Origin of the sequence: Streptomyces sp. NPDC012769 (assembly GCF_042901205.1) — a bacterium.
GTDB lineage: Bacteria > Actinomycetota > Actinomycetes > Streptomycetales > Streptomycetaceae > Streptomyces.
In genome coordinates, this window is the sequence record NZ_JBIBCP010000004.1 from 344,912 (window position 1) to 363,702 (window position 18,791).

The 18,791-nt window shown below is 72.3% G+C and carries 13 protein-coding genes; 3 read left to right on the forward strand and 10 right to left on the reverse strand.

Annotated elements, in window-relative coordinates; genetic code table 11:
* Nucleotides 1-34 precede the first annotated feature (34 nt).
* Entirely contained in the window at nucleotides 35-3,061 is a 3,027-nt protein-coding gene (gene fxsT, locus ACFY7C_RS22905; RefSeq protein WP_389653646.1) for an FxSxx-COOH system tetratricopeptide repeat protein, read from the forward strand.
* A gap of 82 nt (nucleotides 3,062-3,143) precedes the next feature.
* On the opposite strand, the gene ACFY7C_RS22910 is transcribed toward fxsT, so the two are convergent.
* From ACFY7C_RS22910 to ACFY7C_RS22935, 6 genes are all read right to left on the reverse strand, one after another.
* On the reverse strand, nucleotides 3,144-6,950 hold the full coding sequence (locus tag ACFY7C_RS22910) for a multifunctional oxoglutarate decarboxylase/oxoglutarate dehydrogenase thiamine pyrophosphate-binding subunit/dihydrolipoyllysine-residue succinyltransferase subunit (RefSeq protein WP_389653649.1): 3,807 nt from the start codon (nucleotides 6,948-6,950) through the stop codon (nucleotides 3,144-3,146).
* Between the two features lie 291 nt (nucleotides 6,951-7,241).
* The gene (locus ACFY7C_RS22915) at nucleotides 7,242-8,294 is read right to left on the reverse strand and encodes an ATP-binding protein (RefSeq protein WP_389654469.1); all 1,053 of its coding nucleotides are present in this window, start codon (nucleotides 8,292-8,294) and stop codon (nucleotides 7,242-7,244) included.
* Between the two features lie 83 nt (nucleotides 8,295-8,377).
* Nucleotides 8,378-9,115 (reverse strand): response regulator transcription factor, encoded by a 738-nt coding sequence (locus ACFY7C_RS22920; RefSeq protein WP_132913532.1) that lies wholly within the window; start codon nucleotides 9,113-9,115, stop codon nucleotides 8,378-8,380.
* Nucleotides 9,116-9,187: 72 nt separating this feature from the next.
* Nucleotides 9,188-9,859 (reverse strand): spermidine synthase, encoded by a 672-nt coding sequence (locus tag ACFY7C_RS22925; RefSeq protein WP_389653652.1) that lies wholly within the window; start codon nucleotides 9,857-9,859, stop codon nucleotides 9,188-9,190.
* A 105-nt stretch (nucleotides 9,860-9,964) separates the two neighbouring features.
* Nucleotides 9,965-10,519 carry a hypothetical protein gene (locus ACFY7C_RS22930; protein WP_389653655.1) on the reverse strand — a complete coding sequence of 185 codons (555 nt, stop codon included), beginning with the start codon at nucleotides 10,517-10,519 and terminating at the stop codon, nucleotides 9,965-9,967.
* Nucleotides 10,520-10,565: 46 nt separating this feature from the next.
* Nucleotides 10,566-11,201 carry a GNAT family N-acetyltransferase gene (locus ACFY7C_RS22935; RefSeq protein WP_389653658.1) on the reverse strand — a complete coding sequence of 212 codons (636 nt, stop codon included), beginning with the start codon at nucleotides 11,199-11,201 and terminating at the stop codon, nucleotides 10,566-10,568.
* 130 nt (nucleotides 11,202-11,331) lie between these two features.
* On the opposite strand from ACFY7C_RS22935, the gene lon reads away from it, so the two are divergent.
* A complete protein-coding gene (gene lon, locus ACFY7C_RS22940; protein WP_389653661.1) occupies nucleotides 11,332-13,743 on the forward strand; it encodes an endopeptidase La in 2,412 nt (803 codons plus the stop codon).
* Between the two features lie 64 nt (nucleotides 13,744-13,807).
* Here the strand turns inward: lon and ACFY7C_RS22945 are convergent, their stop codons facing one another.
* From ACFY7C_RS22945 to ACFY7C_RS22955, 3 genes are all read right to left on the reverse strand, one after another.
* Nucleotides 13,808-14,959: a glutamate--cysteine ligase gene (locus ACFY7C_RS22945; RefSeq protein WP_389653664.1), complete on the reverse strand. Its 1,152-nt coding sequence runs from the start codon at nucleotides 14,957-14,959 to the stop codon at nucleotides 13,808-13,810.
* 173 nt (nucleotides 14,960-15,132) lie between these two features.
* On the reverse strand, nucleotides 15,133-16,020 hold the full coding sequence (locus ACFY7C_RS22950) for a lytic polysaccharide monooxygenase (protein ID WP_389653666.1): 888 nt from the start codon (nucleotides 16,018-16,020) through the stop codon (nucleotides 15,133-15,135).
* A gap of 172 nt (nucleotides 16,021-16,192) precedes the next feature.
* Complete coding sequence (locus tag ACFY7C_RS22955) at nucleotides 16,193-17,032, reverse strand: lysozyme (protein ID WP_389653668.1); 840 nt, start codon at nucleotides 17,030-17,032, stop codon at nucleotides 16,193-16,195.
* A gap of 227 nt (nucleotides 17,033-17,259) precedes the next feature.
* Between ACFY7C_RS22955 and ACFY7C_RS22960 the strand changes: the two genes are divergently transcribed.
* Entirely contained in the window at nucleotides 17,260-17,745 is a 486-nt protein-coding gene (locus ACFY7C_RS22960; RefSeq protein WP_389653671.1) for a MarR family winged helix-turn-helix transcriptional regulator, read from the forward strand.
* 60 nt (nucleotides 17,746-17,805) lie between these two features.
* Here ACFY7C_RS22960 and ACFY7C_RS22965 read toward each other — a convergent pair whose 3' ends face one another.
* Nucleotides 17,806-18,588 (reverse strand): hypothetical protein, encoded by a 783-nt coding sequence (locus ACFY7C_RS22965; protein ID WP_389653674.1) that lies wholly within the window; start codon nucleotides 18,586-18,588, stop codon nucleotides 17,806-17,808.
* Between the last annotated feature and the right edge of the window lie 203 nt (nucleotides 18,589-18,791).

Below are 18,791 nucleotides of genomic sequence, written 5' to 3' on the forward strand. Positions count from 1 at the left end.
ACTGCGTTGCGCGGGAGCGGGACGGGAGACTCGGATGGCGGAAGTGCGGTCGGGCGGCGGTGCGGCGGCGGAACACGGCGGAAGGGCCGCGCCGGGACATGTCCTCGTGGTCTTCCCCGGCTACAACCGCCCCTGGGCCACCTGGATCAACCAGCGGCTCGAAGCCCACGGCGTGCGCGCCACCCTCCAGCGGTGGGACCCGCCGCGCGAGACCCCGCTCGTCGACTCGCTCGGCGACCTGCTGCTCGCCCGCGGCACCGTGCTCCTCGTCCTCGACGACTGGTTCTTCCAGCTCGGCCCCCGCCCGGCCGGCGAATGGAACGAGGTCCTGCGCGGCTTCGTCCCCGAGCAGGCCGACCGTTTCGCGGCCGTCAACCTCACCAACCGCACCCTCCTGCCCGCCACCGCCGTCCTCGAACCGGTCAGCCTCTGGGGCGTCGGCGAGGAGGAGGCCGAGGCACGCCTGCTGACCCGGCTCGGCATCGAGCCCCGCCGCTCCACGGGCCGCCGCATCACGCCCGGATCCCTGGTCCGCTACCCGGAGACACCGCCCGAGATCTGGGGCGAGATCCCGCGCCGCAACCCCCGCTTCACCGGCCGCGACGACCTCCTCACCGAGCTCCAGGAACGGCTCATGGACGCCGAGCGCGGCAAGGCCGCCTGCACCCTCCTCGGCATGTCCGGCATCGGCAAGACCCAGATCGCCGCCGAGTACGCGCACCGCTTCAGCCCCGACTACGACGTCGTCTGGTGGGTCAACTCCGACGACCGCAACGTCCAGCGCGACCGCTTCGGCGAGCTCGCCGCCGCACTCCGCCTCCCCAGCGGCAACGAACCCGGCGAACGCATCCGCGCCGTCCGTGAGGCGCTGCGCCGCGGTGACCCGCACTCCCGCTGGCTGGTGATCTTCGACGGCTGGGACGACACCGACGGCGCCGGCGTGATGCTGCCGCAGGGTCCCGGCCACGTCCTCATCACCTCCCGCAACCGCGCCTGGGGCGAGCACACCGACATCCTCGAAGTCCCCAGCTTCGACCGGGCCGAGTCCACCGGCTACCTCATGCGCCGCGCCCCGCACATCACCGCGCCCGAGGCCGACGAGGTCGCCGCCGAGTTCGGCGACGTCCCCCTGCCGCTCGTCCAGGCCGCCGCCTGGCTCGGCGAGTCCGGCATGGAGGTCCCCGAATACCTGCGGATGGTCCGCGACGGCCGGCTGTCCACCGTGGACGAGCGGGCCGGCGACGGCTTCCCCAACGCCTCCCTCACCTCCTGGTCGATACTGATCAACCGGCTCCGGCGCGCCCAGCCGCAGGCCATCGACGTGCTCAGCCTGTGCGCGTCCTTCGCCCCCGGCCGCATCCCCCTCGGCATCGTCCGCGCCTACCCGCAGGCCGACCTCCCCGAGGACCTGCGCTGGATGGCCACCGACCTGCCCGCCTGGAACCGCGCCCTGGACACCCTGGTCAACTACTCGGTGCTCAGCCGCGAGTCCCGAGGACCGGCCGCCAGCCTCGAGATGGGACCGCACCAGGAGTCCGTGCACATGCACCGGCTCGTCCACGACATCGTCGCCCGGCTCACCGACGGCGAGCACCGCGAGGCCCACCGCAAGGCGGTCCGGGCCCTGCTCGCCGAGGCCGACCCCGGCAACCCCATGGACAGCCGGCACTGGCCCCGCTACGCCGAACTCCTGCCGCACCTGGAGCCCTCCGGGGCGCTGGCCAGCCGCAACCCCCGCGTGCAGACCGCCGTCCTCAACTGCCTGCGCTACTGCTTCCGCAGCGCCGAGTTCCGCGCCGGCATCCGGCTCGCCGAGAAGATCCGCGCCCACTGGTCCACCTTCATGGACCCGGTGAGCCCCGAGATGCAGGAGCTCACCTCCCAGGAGTGCTACATCCTGCGCGCGTTCGGCCGCTTCCGCGAGGCGTACGAACTCGATCTCGCCCTGCGCGCCCGGCTCGACGAGGCCGCGAACCCCGACGAGCTCGGCACCCTGCGCTCGGCCGTCTCCATCGCCAGCGACCTCCGCTTCCTCGGCCAGTACCAGGAGTCGGAGCGGATCCAGCGCGAGGCCTTCGCCGAGGCCCAACGCCTTCTCGGCGACCACGAGTTCCTCACCCTCGTCGCCGGGCACAACCTGGGCCTCATGCTGCGCATGCTCGGCCGCTACCAGGAGGCGTACGAGCACGACATCGCCTCCCTCGCCCGCAGCGAGAACGCGCTCGGCGCCCTCCACTCCCACACGCTCAGCGTCAGCAACGCCGTCGCCCAGGACCTGCGCCTGCTCGGCAACTACCGCGAGGCGCTGGCCCGCCAGGAGAACAACGTCCGATTCCATCTGCAGGTCCTCGGCCCGCAGCACCTCAACACGCTGTACGCCCGGGCCCAGCTCGCCCTGTGCCGCCGCCGCGAGGGCGGCTTCCAGCAGGACCTGGGCGCCACCATGGAGAACCTGCTGGAACAGATGGAGCAGGTGCACGGGCGCGAGCACTACATCACGCTCTCGTCCATCAACAACTACGCCAATTACCTGCGCGAGCACGGCGACCTCGCCCACGCCCGCGACCTCATCCAGGAGGCCGAGGCCGGCTACCGCGCGCTCGTCGGACCCGCGCACCCGGTCGCCACCGGTGTCTTCGCCAACACCGCGCTCGTCCTCCAGGCCGCCGGGCAGCGCGCCGACGCCCTCGCCATCCTGGAGGGCGCGCTCGCCGGGCTCACCTCCTCCCTGGGTCCCGATCACCCCTGGGTGCTGGGCTGCGCGCTCAACACCACGGCCGCCCGCAACTTCAACGGCCGGGTGAGCGACGCCGCCGAGCTCAGCCGGGAGACCCTGCGCCGGGCCCGGCACGTCCTCGGCCACGAGCACCCGCTCACCCTGTCCTGCCAGGTGGCGCTCGCCACCGACCTGCGCGGTCTGCGGGAGAACGAGGAGGCGGGCAAGCTGGAGGAGGACGCCCTGCTCACCCTCACCCGCACCCTCGGCGCCCAGCACCCGCACACCCTGTCCGCCCGCCAGCGGAACCGTCCCTACTGGGACTTCGAGGCCAACCTCGGCTGAGCCCGTACCGGCGGCGGACACGCCGGAGGCCCGGCACCCCTCGGGGTGCCGGGCCTCCTGTCGTGCGAGCTCCGCGCCTCGGTCAGGCGTCGAAGACCTCCGCGACCAGCTGCGCCTGCTCGGCCTGATGACGCTTGGCCGAACCGACCGCCGGGGACGAGGAGTGCGGGCGGGAGATCCGCCGCAGGCGCTCGCCCGCCGGGATGTCCGCGCCGACCGCCAGGTCCAGGTGGTCGATCAGGTTGAGCGCGATGAACGGCCAGGCACCCTGGTTCGCCGGCTCCTCCTGCGCCCAGATGTACTTCGCGGCGTTCGGGTACTTGGCGATCTCGGCCTGGAGCTCGGCACCCGGCAGCGGGTACAGGCGCTCGAGGCGGATGATCGCGGTCTCCGTGTCGCCGCGCTTCTGACGCTCGGCCTCCAGGTCGTAGTAGACCTTGCCCGCGCAGAAGACGACCTTGCGGACGGCGGCCGGGTCGACCGACGCGTCGCCGATCACCGGGCGGAAGCCGCCGGTGGTGAACTCCTCCATCTTCGACGCCGCGGCCTTCAGACGCAGCATCGACTTCGGGGTGAAGACGATGAGCGGCTTGTGGTGCGGGTTGTGCACCTGCCAGCGCAGGAGGTGGAAGTAGTTCGACGGCAGCGTCGGCATGGCGACCGTCATGTTGTCCTGGGCGCACATCTGGAGGAAGCGCTCCGGGCGGGCGGACGAGTGGTCCGGGCCCTGGCCCTCGTAGCCGTGCGGCAGGAGCAGCGTGACGCCGGAGGTCTGGCCCCACTTCTGCTCGGCCGAGGAGATGAACTCGTCGACGACGGTCTGCGCGCCGTTGACGAAGTCACCGAACTGGGCCTCCCAGATCACCAGGGACTCCGGGCGGGCCAGCGAGTAGCCGTACTCGAAGCCCATCGCCGCGTACTCGCTGAGCAGCGAGTCGTAGACGTTGAAGTGGGCCTGCTCCTCGGTCAGGTACAGCAGCGGGGTGTAGTCCTCGCCGGTCTCCTGGTCGACGAGCACCGCGTGGCGCTGGCCGAAGGTGCCGCGGCGGGAGTCCTGACCCGACAGGCGGACCGAGGTGCCCTCCATCAGCAGCGAGCCGATGGCGAGGGTCTCGCCGAAGCCCCAGTCGATGGTGCCGTCGTCGATCGAGGCCGCGCGGCGCTGCAGCTGCGGCATCAGACGCGGGTGGACCGTGATCCGCTCGGGGATGTTGACCTGAGACTCGGCGATCCGCTTGACGACCTCCGCGGAGACCGCGGTGGTGACGGCGACCGGGAACTCGGGCTGCGCGTCCGGGACGTGCGCCGGCGCGGGGGCCGAGGTGGCCTCGCGGACCTCCGCGAACACCTTCTCCAGCTGGCCCTGGAAGTCCTGGAGCGCCTGCTCCGCCTCTTCCAGGGTGATGTCGCCGCGACCGATCAGCGACTCGGTGTACAGCTTGCGTACCGAACGCTTCTTGTCGATCAGGGTGTACATCTGCGGGTTGGTGAACTGCGGGTTGTCGCCCTCGTTGTGACCGCGGCGGCGGTAGCAGATGAGGTCGATCACGACGTCCTTGTTGAACGTCTGGCGGAACTCGAAGGCGAGCCGCGCCACCCGGACGCAGGCCTCCGGGTCGTCGCCGTTCACGTGGAAGATCGGCGCCTCGATCATGCGGGCCACGTCCGTCGCGTACATGGAGGAACGCGAGGACTCGGGGGCCGCGGTGAAGCCGACCTGGTTGTTGATGACGATGTGGACCGTGCCGCCGGTGCGGTAGCCGCGCAGCTGCGACATGTTCAGCGTCTCGGCGACGACACCCTGGCCGGCGAAGGCCGCGTCACCGTGCAGGGCGACCGGCAGGACGGTGAAGTCCGTGCCGCCCTTGTTGATGACGTCCTGCTTGGCGCGGGCGACACCCTCCAGGACCGGGTCGACCGCCTCCAGGTGGGAGGGGTTGGCGACCAGCGAGACCTTGATCTGCTCGCCGTCGAGGCCGGTGAAGGTGCCCTCGGCGCCCAGGTGGTACTTCACGTCGCCGGAGCCGTGCATCGACTTCGGGTCGAGGTTGCCCTCGAACTCGCGGAAGATCTGCGCGTACGACTTGCCGACGATGTTCGCGAGGACGTTCAGGCGGCCGCGGTGGGCCATGCCGATGACGACCTCGTCGAGGCGGGACTCCGCCGCGGAGTCGATGACCGCGTCGAGCAGCGGAATGACGGACTCGCCGCCCTCCAGCGAGAAGCGCTTCTGGCCGACGTACTTGGTCTGCAGGAAGGTCTCGAAGGCCTCCGCCGCGTTCAGCCGGCGCAGGATGCGCAGCTGCTCCTCGCGCTCCACGCGGGCGTGCGGGCGCTCCACGCGGTCCTGGATCCACTTGCGCTGCTTCGGGTCCTGGATGTGCATGAACTCGATGCCGGTGGTGCGGCAGTACGAGTCGCGGAGCACGCCGAGGATGTCGCGGAGCTTCATCATCGACTTGCCGGCGAAGCCGCCGACCGCGAACTCGCGCTCCAGGTCCCACAGGGTGAGGCCGTGCTCGGTGATGTCCAGGTCGGGGTGCTTGCGCTGCTTGTACTCCAGCGGGTCGGTGTCGGCCATGACGTGGCCGCGGACCCGGTAGGAGTGGATCAGCTCGAAGACACGGGCGGCCTTGGTGACGTCGTCGTCGTGCGAGGCGTCGATGTCCTTGAGCCAGCGGACCGGCTCGTAGGGGATGCGCAGCGACTTGAAGACGTCGTCGTAGAAGCCGTCCTCACCGAGGAGGAGGTTGGAGACGATCCGCAGGAACTCGCCGGAGGCCGCGCCCTGGATGACCCGGTGGTCGTAGGTCGACGTCAGGGTCATGACCTTGGAGATGCCCAGCTTGTTCAGGGTGTCCTGGGAGGTGCCCTGGAACTCGGCGGGGTAGTCCATCGAGCCGACGCCCATGATGACCGACTGACCGGGCATCAGGCGCGGGACGGAGTGGACGGTGCCGAGGCCGCCGGGGTTGGTCAGGGAGACCGTGACGCCGGTGAAGTCCTCCATCGTCAGCTTGCCGACGCGGGCGCGCTTGACGATGTCCTCGTAGGCCTGCCAGAACTCGAAGAAGTTCAGCGTCTCGGCCTTCTTGATGCCGGCGACGACGAGCTGGCGGTCGCCGTTCGGCTTCACCAGGTCGATGGCGAGGCCGAAGTTCACGTGCTCCGGCTTGACCAGGGTCGGCTTGCCGTCCTTCTCCGCGAAGGAGTAGTTCATCGACGGCATGGCCTTGATCGCCTGCACCATCGCGTAGCCGATGAGGTGGGTGAAGGAGATCTTCCCGCCCCGGGCGCGCTTCAGGTGGTTGTTGATGACGATCCGGTTGTCGAAGAGCAGCTTCACCGGGACGGCGCGGACGGACGTGGCCGTCGGCATCTCCAGCGAGGCGTTCATGTTCTTCGCGACCGCGGCGGCCGGGCCGCGCAGGGTGATCAGCTCGGGGCCTGCGGGGGCCTCCGCCGGCTCCGCGGCCTTCGGCTTCGCCGGGGCGGCCGGAGCCGGGGCAGCGGCGGGGGCCGGCTTCGCGGGAGCGGGGGCCGCGGCGGCGGGCGCCGGGGCGGCGGCCGGAGCCGCGGGAGCGGCCGGAGCGGGAACGGCCGCCGGAGCGGCAGGCGCGGCCTGTGCGGGGCCCGTCTGCGGCGCGGCGGGGGCGCTCTGGGGGGTCTGGGTGGCTACTGCCGGGGCGGCCGGGGTCTCCGACGCTCCGGGCTTGTAGTCGGCGAAGAAGTCCCACCAGGCACGATCGACCGAATTCGGGTCCTGGAGGTACTGCTGGTAGATCTCGTCGACGAGCCACTCATTGGCACCGAAGGCGGCGGCAGGGGACTGACCCTGCCCGTCTTGGTCGGTCGGGGAGCTCGGGGTACTGGGGGACTGAGACGACACGGCGGCAACCGCCCTCTTCCGCTTCACAAGGTGATGGACAGCGGAAATAAAGGCTACGCCTCCCTGGCCTGGAGGTGCAGGCCGGGCACTCCAACGTCGCGCAAGTCACACTTGACGACGTGTTTCGGTGCCGTGAATGGCGGGAAACAAGCGTGGTTCCGGTTCGGTGAGGGTACGGAGAACCGCGGCTGCGGCCCTGTGGGCCGCACCCCTGACCGGGTCCCGCGGGCATCCCGTACGAGCAGTCGTACACGTACACGCAGAACGCGAGCTTCCGGTTCGAACCCTACGTCAATCCCGTGAAGGAAGGCTGCCCGGAAGAGTGAGTCTGATGCGGCAGCCGCGTGACGATTCGGCCACTCCGATGTGGCCACCGTGGAGATCCACCGCCCAGCGGGCGATCGCCAGGCCGAGACCGGTGCCGCCGTCGCTGCCGGGACCCTGCTGGGCCGGGACCGTGCCCCGGTTGAACCGCTCGAAGACCTTGTGCCGCTCCGACTCGGGAATGCCGGGGCCCTCGTCCTCGACCTCCAGCTCCAGCGAGTCCGGAAACGGTCCGCGCCGTGCCCGCACCGTCACGCGCCCGTGCGGCGGCGAGTGCTTCACCGCGTTGTCGATCAGGTTCGCCATCACCTGGTGCAGCCGCTCCGCGTCCGCGTCCGCCGTGAGCTCCGGCGGGGAGACGTCCAGGTGGAGATGGACGTCGGTGCGGTTGTGCAGGCCGGAGGTGGAGGACAGGCCGCGCTGCGAGGCGGCGAGGTTCGCCTCCCGGAGCACGCCGGAGAGATAGGGCCAGACCTCGAAGCGGCGTCGCCTGAGCGTGACGACACCGTTGTCGAGCCGTGACAGGTCGAGCAGCGTCTCCACCAGCCGGCCGAGCCGCTCGGTCTGCTTCAGGGCCGTCCGCATGGTCTCCGGATCGGCCTCCGAGACGCCGTCCACGACGTTCTCCAGGACCGCGCGCAGGGCGGCGATCGGCGTGCGCAGCTCGTGCGACACGTTCGCGACCAGCTCCTTGCGGTGCCGGTCCACCGCCTCCAGGTCGTCCGCCATGCGGTTGATCGTCGAGGCCAGGTCGCCCAGCTCGTCGCGGCGGTCCGCGCCGCGCACCCGGCGGCTGAAGTCGCCGCGCGAGATCGAGCCGGCGACGTGGTTCATCTCGTCCAGCGGGGCGGTCAGGGACTGCGCCACGAACTGGGTGATCAGCAGGGTCGCGATCATCGCGAAGATCGTGATGTACCGGAACTCGGTGGAGGTCCGGATCGCCACCAGGGCGAGACCCGAGGTCAGCAGGACCGCGCCGACGACGAGCGCGCCGAGCTTGGTCTTGATCGAGATCACTATCCGGCGCCGCCGGTCCCCGCGGCCGGCGCCCCGGCCCGGACGGCCCGGACGGCTCGGCCGGTTCGCGGCGCGTCCCCGCCGGATCACGGCGCCGGGGTCTCCAGCGCGTATCCCACGCCGTGGACCGTGCGGATGCGCTCGGCCCCGATCTTCCGGCGCAGCGCCTTGATGTGGCTGTCCACGGTGCGGGTGCCGGAGGCGTCCGCCCAGTCCCACACCTCGGCGAGCAGCTGCTCGCGGGAGAGCACCGCGCGCGGCGTGTTCGCCAGGCAGACCAGCAGGTCGAACTCGGTCGGGGTCAGGTGGACGTCCTCCGCCCGCACCCGCACCCGGCGCTGCGCGTGGTCGATCTCCAGCTCGCCGAGCCGCAGGATCCCGCTGCGCGGGGTCACCGCCGCGAGCGCGGCCCGCTCCACCCGGCGCAGCAGCACGTGCACCCGGGCGGCCAGCTCGCGCATCGAGAACGGCTTCGTCATGTAGTCGTCGGCGCCGACCCCCAGGCCGACCAGCATGTCCGTCTCGTCGTCCCGTGCGGTGAGCATCAGGACCGGGACCGGACGCTGGGCCTGCACCCGGCGGCACACCTCCAGGCCGTCGAAGCCCGGCAGCATCACGTCGAGCACCATCAGGTCCGGCTGCCACGCCTCGGCGGCGTCCACGGCGGCCGGCCCGTCGGTCGCGGTCTGCACCAGGAAGCCCTCGGCGCGCAGTCTCGCGGAGATGGCCTCGACGATCGTCGCGTCGTCCTCGACGACAAGGACGCGCCGCTGGGCCCCCGGAGTGGTCGCCGCACCGTGGTGAGTGGTGTGTGTCTGCTCCATTGCCCCGCCTCGCGTCGCCGATGTCGGTGCAGCAGCCTAGAGGCACCGGCGGCGTCAAGGCTACGCAGGTGATCAGGCGGGCCGGACACCGAGGTGGACCACATCGGGGACGCCCCGGGCAACGGGGACCTCTTCCGTCCGTACCCCGCTGAATCCGGCATTCCGCAACGACTCTTCGAAATCGGCGGAGGGTCGCGCCGACCACACCGCGAGGATTCCGCCCGGGTTCAGCCGGGCCGCGCAGGCCGCCAAACCCTCGGCGGAGTAAAGGGATTCGTTGTCCGCGGTGACCGTCCAGTCGGGCCCGTTGTCGATGTCGAGGCACAGGGCGTCGTACGTGTCGGGCGAGGTGCGCAGATGCGTGACGAGGTCCGTGTGCAGGATCACGGTTCTCGGATCGGCGAGCGCGGGACCCGAGATCGCGGCGAGCGGACCCTCACGGTGCCAGTCGATGATCGCCTCCTCGCGCTCGGCGACGACGATCCGGCCCCAGCGGGGGTCGGCGGCGGCGTGCGCGAGGGAGAAGCCGACGCCGAGCCCGCCGACGAGGACGGCGGCACGGCCGTGCAGGCCGCCGGGCAGGGCGTCGAGCGCCGCGTCCATGAGGAGCCGCTCGGAGCGGCCGTCGGACGTGTCCATCAGGAAGGTGCCGTTGGCGATGATCTCGTAGTGGCTGTCGCGCTGCCGCAGGACGACTTCTCCGTACGGGCCCTCGCGGCGGTCGAGGGTGACGGGGCTGGTCATGCTCACTCCGTGGCTCGATGTGTACGTGTTCGTCCCGGCCATCCTGGGCGGTCGCGGGCGGCCGGGGCAAACGCTCAACGAGCCCCGGGGGCCCGCGCGGTGGGGTCAGGGAGCGGTGGGCGGGCCGCCGCCGGGCAGGGCGTCGAGGACGCGCTGGAGGGCGGCCGGCCGGTCCTCGCCGTCCCGGGCGACCACGAGCCGGTAGGCGTGGGTGATGTAGTACGTGAAGCCGTCGGCCACCGTCGCCCCTCCGGTGGGGCGGGCCGGGACCTTCGCGTACGCCGGGTCCTCCAGGGCGGCGCGGAGCTCGGCCGCCCCGGCGGCGCTCATCCGGCCCTCCCGGGCGGGCTTGGTGCCGGAGCGGAGCGTGTAGCTGCCGTCGTGGTGGACGACCAGCTTGTTGACGACGCCCGCGAGGCCGCCGTTGACGACGACCTCGACGAGCACCTCCTGAGGGGCCGGCTCGTCGCCGTCACCGCCCGCGGTGGCCGTGGCCGTCGTCGTGCCGTCGGCCGGTCCGCTCGGCGCCGGCGGGATGCTCATGGTGGTGTCCGGCCGGTCGTCCGGTGCCGTCGGTGCCTGGCCGCAGCCGGCCACGGCGACGAGCGCGACGACCGAGGCCAGCAACGCCCCGGCCCCGTACCGCTTCCCGTACTCCATGAGCCGAGCATGCCCGCTCACCCGGCCCCGGCGCAGCCGGAACGGCTCAACCGGTGCGGACGATGCCGGTCAGCGGGCCCCGGTGGTACCAGTCGAGCGAGTCGTAGAGCGCCATCCCGTCCGTGGTCGCCGACAGGACACCGGTCGTCGCGCCGGCCTGCGCCGCGGCGGCCTCCAGGGTGCGCATCACATTGGCACCGAGGCCCCGGCGGCGGTGGGCCGGGTCCGTCTCGATCTGGTCGGCGACGGCGGTCGCCCCGGTCGGGGCGATCTGTCCCCGGGCGGCGAGGGTGCCGTCGGGCGCGAGGATCCGGACCCGGATCACCCCGTCACGGGTCTCCGTCGTCCGGGCGTAGCCCTCGGGAGGCGCCGGGCGGGCGGACGGGTCCAGCGTCTTGGTCATCATGAAGCCCGGGTCGTCCGGGATCGTCCACCCCTCGGTGATCCACGGCGCCACCTCCTCGGGCGTCGCCATCACCTTGAGCCACGCCCACGGCTCGGTGATGTCCGCGCACAGCTTTCCGACGGACATCGCGTCCGGGTGGGGCAGCACGTGCCGGAAGGGATGCCGGGGGTGCCCCACCTCGATCCGGTATCCCCAGGGCTCGACGACGGCGGCCGGAGTGCCCCGGGAGACGGTCCAGCCGGCCACCCAGGCCGATGTAATGGCTGCGATATCCATGAGGGCATTACATCGCCTGTTCGCGGTGTGTGGGAGGGTGATCGCTCAGAGCGAACACGCGGTGGGGAACATTCCGCGGCGCAGGTGCATTGAGTCCACATAGCTCAACTTGACTGCCGAAGGGGAGATCATGGCTTCTGAGTCCATGGCGTCCGTGCCGCTCACTCTGCCTGTGCTGCCGCTCGACGACGAGGTCGTGCTGCCCGGAATGGTGGTGCCGCTGGACCTGTCCGACAACGACGTGCGGGCCGCGGTCGAGGCCGCCCAGGCCGCCGCGCGCGGGGGGAACGCGAAGCCCCGGGTGCTCCTGGTGCCCCGGGTCGACGGCACCTACGCCGGGACCGGCGTCCTCGGCACCGTCGAGCAGGTCGGCCGGCTGTCCGACGGCGACCCCGGCGCGCTCATCCGCGGCCTCGGCCGTGTCCGCATCGGCGCCGGCACCACCGGACCCGGCGGCGCCCTGTGGGTCGAGGGCACCGTCGTCGAGGAGACCCTGCCCGACCCGCTGCCCGGCGCCGTGACCGAACTCGTCAAGGAGTACAAGGCGCTGGCCACCAGCTGGCTGAAGAAGCGCGGCGCCTGGCAGGTCGTCGACCGCGTCCAGCAGATCGACGGCGTCGGCGCCCTCGCCGACAACTCCGGCTACTCGCCCTTCCTCACCGTCGAGCAGAAGGTCGCGCTCCTGGAGACCGCCGACCCCGTCGCCCGCCTCAGGCTCGCCACCACGCAGCTGCGCGACCACCTCGCCGAGCAGGACGTCGCCGAGACCATCGCCAAGGACGTCCAGGAGGGCGTCGACAAGCAGCAGCGCGAGTTCCTGCTGCGCCGTCAGCTCGAAGCGGTCCGCAAGGAGCTGCGCGAGCTCAACGGCGAGAGCGAGGGCGACGAGTCCGACGACTACCGCGCCCGCGTCGAGGCCGCCGACCTGCCCGAGAAGGTCCGCGAGGCGGCCCTGAAGGAGGTCGAGAAGCTGGAGCGGGCCAGCGACCAGTCGCCCGAGGGCTCCTGGATCCGCACCTGGCTCGACACCGTCCTCGAACTGCCGTGGAACGAGCGGACCGAGGACCGGTACGACATCCAGGGCGCCAAGGCCGTCCTGGACGCCGAGCACGCCGGTCTGGACGACGTGAAGGAGCGCATCACCGAGTATCTGGCGGTGCGCAAGCGGCGCGCCGAGCGGGGCCTCGGCGTCGTCGGAGGCCGGCGCGGCGGCGCCGTGCTCGCCCTGGTCGGCCCGCCCGGCGTCGGCAAGACCTCGCTCGGCGAGAGCGTGGCCCACGCCATGGGGCGCAAGTTCGTCCGGGTCGCCCTCGGCGGCGTCCGGGACGAGGCGGAGATCCGCGGCCACCGGCGCACCTACGTGGGCGCGGCGCCCGGCCGTCTCGTCCGCGCGATCAAGGAGGCCGGGTCCATGAACCCGGTGGTCCTGCTCGACGAGATCGACAAGGTCGGCTCCGACTTCCGGGGCGACCCGGCGGCGGCGCTCCTGGAGGTCCTCGACCCGGCGCAGAACCACACCTTCCGCGACCACTACCTGGAGGTCGAACTCGACCTGAGCGACGTCGTGTTCCTGGCGACGGCGAACGTCCTGGAGGCCATCCCGGAGGCCCTGCTCGACCGGATGGAGCTGGTCCGGCTCGACGGCTACACCGAGGACGAGAAGGTCGTCATCGCCCGTGACCACCTGCTGCCCCGGCAGCTGGAGCGGGCGGGCCTGGAGGCCGGCGAGGTCGTCCTGGAGGAGTCCGCGCTGCGCAGGCTGGCCGGCGAGTACACCCGGGAGGCGGGCGTCCGCACCCTGGAGCGCTCGATCGCCCGGCTGCTGCGCAAGGTGGCCGCCCAGCACGAACTGGGCGAGCGGGAGCTCCCCTTCACCATCGGCGCCGACGACCTGCGCGGGCTGATCGGCCGGCCGCACCACGTGCCCGAGTCCGCCCAGGACCCGTCCGAGCGGCGCACCTCGGTGCCCGGCGTCGCGACCGGGCTCGCGGTGACCGGCGCCGGCGGCGACGTGCTCTTCGTCGAGGCCTCGCTCGCCGACCCGGAGACGGGCGCGGCGGGACTGACCCTCACCGGCCAGCTGGGCGACGTGATGAAGGAGTCCGCGCAGATCGCGCTGTCCTTCCTCCGCTCGCACGGCGCGGAGCTGGAGCTGCCCGTCACCGGTCTGAAGGACCGCGGCGTGCACATCCACTTCCCGGCGGGCGCGGTCCCGAAGGACGGCCCGAGCGCGGGCATCACGATGACGACGGCCCTGGCCTCGCTGCTGTCGGGCCGACTGGTCCGCACGGACGTCGCGATGACCGGCGAGGTCTCCCTGACCGGCCGGGTCCTGCCGATCGGCGGCGTGAAGCAGAAGCTGCTCGCCGCCCACCGCGCGGGCATCACGACCGTCGTGATCCCCAAGCGGAACGAGGCCGACCTGGACGACGTCCCGGCCGAGATCCTGGAGAAGCTGGAGGTCCACCCGGTGACGGACGTCCGGCAGGTCCTGGAGATCGCCCTCACCCCGGCCGAGGTCGCGGTGGGCGCGGCGGCCTGACGCCCGCGCCGCCCGCCGCGGGCGGGGCGCCTCTCCCGAAAGCGGAGGGCGTCCCGCCGCCGGCTCAGTCCGGGACGGTGCGGCGCACGGCATCGACGACGACCGAGCCCAGGCCCGGCTCCTTGGCGTACGCGGCGCGCTGGAGGTCGGCTCCGGTGCCCCGGGAGAGCAGCAGCTCGACGCCGCGCACCGCCCGGTCCAGGTCGCCCACGGCCTCCAGGGCCGGGGTGACGTGGTCGAGCAGGGCCTCCAGGACGGCGGCCGCCGGGGCGGGCCGCCAGGTCAGCGGATGCAGCAGCTCGTCCCCGAGGCCGTGCCGGCTGGCCCGCCAGGCGGCCAGGCGCAGCACCGCCGTCGACACCGGGTCGGCGTCCCGGCCGGCCCGCCAGGCCCGGGCCTCGGTCTCCACCAGGGCCCGCACGAGGACGGCGAGGAGCACGCCGTCCTCGACCTGCTGGCACACGTCCCCGACCCTGACCTCGACCGTCGGGTAGCTACGCGAGAGCCGGGCGTCGAAGTAGACCATGTGGTCGTCGACGAGCACCCCGGTCGCCAGCATCGCCCGCGTGGTCTCCTCGTACGTCGCGGCGTCGCCGTACAGCTCGCTCGGCCCGCTCATGGGCCAGCGCGACCAGAGCTGGTGGCGCCAGCTGGCGTACCCGGTGTCGCGTCCCTGCCAGAACGGCGAGTTGGCGCTGAGCGCGAGCAGCGGGGCGAGCCAGGGCCGGATCCGGTCGAGCACGCCGACGCCCTCCTCGGCGGAGGTGAGATGGACGTGGACGTGGCAGGCGCAGGTGAGCTTGTCGTCCACGAGCCGGGCGAACCGGTCCTCGATGCGCCGATAGCGCTCGGCGGGGTTGAGGAGCGGCTCGAAGCGCACCGGCGCGGTCGCGAGGGCCGCCACGGCCGCCCCCGCCTCCTTGGCGGCGGCCGCGGCCGCGCGCCGGGCCTGTCGCAGCTGCTCGTCGAGCTCGGCGGAGGAGACGCAGGGGCGGGTGGCGATCTCCAGCATCTCGCAGAACAGCTCGGTCTTCGCCGGCTCGACCCGGTCCGCCCGCCGATGGACGTCGGCGTGCCAGGCGGCGATGTCGGCGACGGTCCCGGCGAGCGGCCGGGGGACCCCGGTCCCGGGATCGACGACGAGCAGTTCCTCCTCCACGCCGAACGTGCGCGGCCCTTCTCCCCGGTGGTAGGTCCACGGCGGTTCCTGGCGCATGGAGTGCACTCCTTCACGGTCGGACGACGGTGCGCTGACGGCCGTTCGCACAGAGCTTTCCTGAACCTTGTCCACGGAAGCACGCACTCCCACCCGTCCTGGTGCGGATGGCGCGAATTCGACACCCGAAGGGGCGCCCGGTGCGGGCGCCCCTCCGTGAGCCGTGTGGGGTGTCAGTTCTCGCCGCGGCGGCGGGTCAGGAGCAGGCTGCCCGCGCCGAAGGCGGCCAGGGCTCCGGCGCCCGCGAGGGCGAGCGGCAGCGGGGAGGCCGGGGATCCGGCCGCGTCGGCGGACAGGGCCGGCGCCGCCTCGTCGCCGCCGTGACCGGCGTGGCTGACCGTCGAGAACGCGGCACCGTCCGCGAGCTGGGCCTCGGTCGGCGCCTCGGCCGCCGGAGTCACGACCCGGGTGCCGGCCGCCGCAGCGCCGCCGAAGACGACGTCCGAGCAGCTGTAGAAGGCCTCGGGGCTGTCGTTGCGCTGCCACACCATGTAGACGACATGGCGGCCGGTGCGGGCCGGCAGGGTGCCGGAGAAGGCGTAGTGGCCGTCGGTCGCGGTGCGGGTGGTGGTGTGCACGGCGACCGGGGTGGCGTCCAGGTCGGACCACTTCAGCGGCTGCGTCGGGTCGAAGCCCTGCCGGGTGACGTACATCGTCATGGTGCCGGAGTGCGGGGCCGTGACCCGGACCCTGAAGCCGAAGGTGCCGGGTGCGACCGCCGTGGCGGGCCAGTCGGTGCGGGCCCAGTCGAGGGCGCGGTACTTCGCGCGGTTGGCCGAGCAGAGCTTCCCGTCCGGGATGAGCGCCCGGTGGTTGCCGTCGGCGTTGGCGACGTTGACCTCGTTCCAGTCGTAGAGGGGCTGGGTGCCCGAGTCGGCGACGAGGTCCTTGCAGACCTGGGAGTCGGGTGACTCCGGCCCCTCGGCGTAACAGGCCGCGATCCGGCTGACCGGGTCGAAGACGGCGCCGTGGGCCTGGGCGGCGGTGGGGGTGAGGGCGGTGAGCGCCGCGGCGGCCAGTGCGGCGGCGAGGGCGGCTGAGGTGCGGCGGTGGGACGGCATGCGGCGGCTCTCTCTCGTGCGTGGGGGAGTACGGGACGAGCAACGTGCGGTCCGCGCGCGGGAGTTGACCCGTGCGACGGTGCCGACCCGAGGGTCGCATTGGTCCATACCAATACGCAAGGCCTCCCGGGTGTGCCGCACACCCGGGAGGCCCGCAGGGCGAGGCCGGCCGTCAGCCGTTCGCGAGCGCCTGTACGCGCGAGAGGTCGCCGTTGAAGTGGTTGTGGTCGCCCACGATCGGGCCGGACGACGTGTACTGCCACATCGTGTAGTAGCTCCAGCCGGCCGGGAGCTCGCCGACCGTCGTCGCGTACCGCGCGATCCACAGCGGGTTCGTGGTGGCGAAGCCGCCGTAGTTGCCGGTGCACTGCTTCCACCAGCTGGTCGCCGTGTAGATCACCGGGTCGCGGCCGGTCCGGTACTTGTAGCGGTTCACGAAGTCCCGGATCCAGGCGACCATCCCCGCCTGCGTCTTGCCGTAGCAGGTCGCGCCGTACGGGTTCCACTCGATGTCCAGCGCCCCCGGCAGCGTCTTGCCGTCCCTGGACCAGCCGCCGCCGTTGTTCACGAAGTAGTCGGCCTGCGCGGCCCCGGTCGTCGTGTCGGGCGTCGCGAAGTGGTACGTGCCGCGGATCATGCCCACGTTGTACGAGCCGTTGTACTGCTGCGTGAAGTAGGTGTTCTTGTAGTACGTGCCCTCCGTCGCCTTGACGTAGGCCCAGCGCACCCCGCTGTTCCACAGCCTCGGCCAGTCCACGTTCCCCTGGTGGCTGGAGACGTCGACACCCTCGGTCTGGGTGGCCTGGATCGAGATGCCGCCGGGCTTGCCGCCCTGGCCGTCGTGCGCGATCACGCCCATGCCCATGTACGCGGAACCGCGGGCCGGGACCTGCCGGGCGCCCGGGTCGTCCTGGGCGGCGCTGGCGGTGCCGGAGAGCGTGAGGGGGAGGAGGAGCGCCAGGGCCGCGAGGGCGGCGCCGGCGAGGGACGTTCCGGATCTGTGCACACGCATTGCGTGCCTCCGAAAGGCTCGGTGGGGAGCGGGGGTGCGGCGCCATGCTCTGGTGTGGACATGTCAGGCGATGGCGCCGGGCACGACGCTACGCACGTAGACCCCCCGGCGGAAGAGGGCCCGACGGCCGCCGTTGGTCTACTCCTGCGAAATACTGAAGGAGCTGCGGCGATGGCCGCGACCGGAAGAAACTTTCACCGAGCGGAAAGCGCGCGAGGGGTGCTGACGTGCACGGAAGCGGTACGGGGAGTGAAGCCGAACCCAAGAACGGGAGTGGTGTGGACCAGGAATTCCTCGCCCTGGAACGCGAGCTGGCGGTCTTTCTGCGCCGCGCCCGCGCCCAGTCCGGCGAGATGGCCCGCGAGGTCCACCCCGAACTGGAGCCCGCGGCCTACGGACTCTTCGTCCGCCTCGACGAGGCGGGACCCCAGCGCGCCACCGACCTGGCCGGCTACTTCGGCGTCGGCAAGGCCACGATGAGCCGCCAGCTGCGCGCCCTGGAGGAGCTCGGCCTGGTTGCCCGCGACCCCGACCCGGCCGACGGCCGCGCCTCCCTGGTCCGCCTCACCGACGAGGGCCAGGGCCGCTTCCGCCACGTCCGCGACGCCCGCCGCGAGCGGTACGTCCGCAAGCTCGCCGACTGGGACCGCGCCGAGGTGGCGGAACTGGCCCGACTGCTCCACCACTTCAACGTACGGGCGGCGGAGGGCTGAGGGGGGTCTCCGGCCGGCGCTGTGAGTCCGGCTCAAGCGCTCCGGAGGTGAACCGAGCCCTCAGAGAAAGGCCAGCACGGCGGTCGCGTCGTCGTGCAGCTTGCCGCGGAGGATCCCGCCGGCGCGGGTCCGCGCCGTCTCCAGCGCCCGGACCCGGCCCAGAAGACCGCTCGGCCCCTCCTCGGTCAGGACGTCGAAGAGGTCCGCCCAGTCGCCCTGCCCGAAGAGGTCCGTCCAGCGGGTCGCTCCGTCGCTCAGTGCCGCCAGGGCGCGCACCTCGGACCTCGGCGTCGTGCCGACCACGGCCAGGTCGGCCACCGCCGGGTCGGCGGCCGCCGTGAAGAAGCCGCCCTCCTGGTTGCGCAGCCGGTCGGTCGCCTCCCGGGAGCGCAGGATCTCGACCGGGACGCGGCCCAGCCGGTCGTCGAGCACCGCCCGTACCGCTCCGCCGGGAGCCTGGAGCAGCAGGGCCGCGTCGGACAGCACGAGGTGTTCCACCGTCGTCGCGTCCCAGCGGGCCAGGGCCACCGTCGCCTGCGGCGTACGGACGTGAGAAAGGTCACAGGTACCGCGGTGCGTGTCCGCGGTGCGCCGGATTGCGAGCGACAGGATCTCCGGCAGCGTCAGATCCGGTCGCGAAGCGGACAGTTCCGTCAAAGCGCCCCCGAGTCGGGTCGTGAACCACGGCACGCCGTGCACACAACCGTCCTCGCCCGCCGGCGGCGTCACCCCGTCGAGGACCACCACCACGCCCCCCGTCCCCGAGGCGGGCAGAGCCGTGGCCACCCAGTCCTCGTTGGGCCGTTCGGGACTGCCGGGCAGGGTCGCCGCTTCCGTACGCATGATCCACAGTCTGCCGCGCACCCGCCCGGCACGCATCGCTCCTTCACGACGCCTCCAAACGGCGGAATCTGGCCTGTACCAACGGGGCGCGAGGGCGGCGAAGGGCCGGAACCGGGGGCTCCGGCGACCTGCGGGCGGGCATCCTGCCAAAGGCCGCGCGGAAGATCCAACCGGGGGTAAGCCCGGCGCCCCGGCGGCCACCG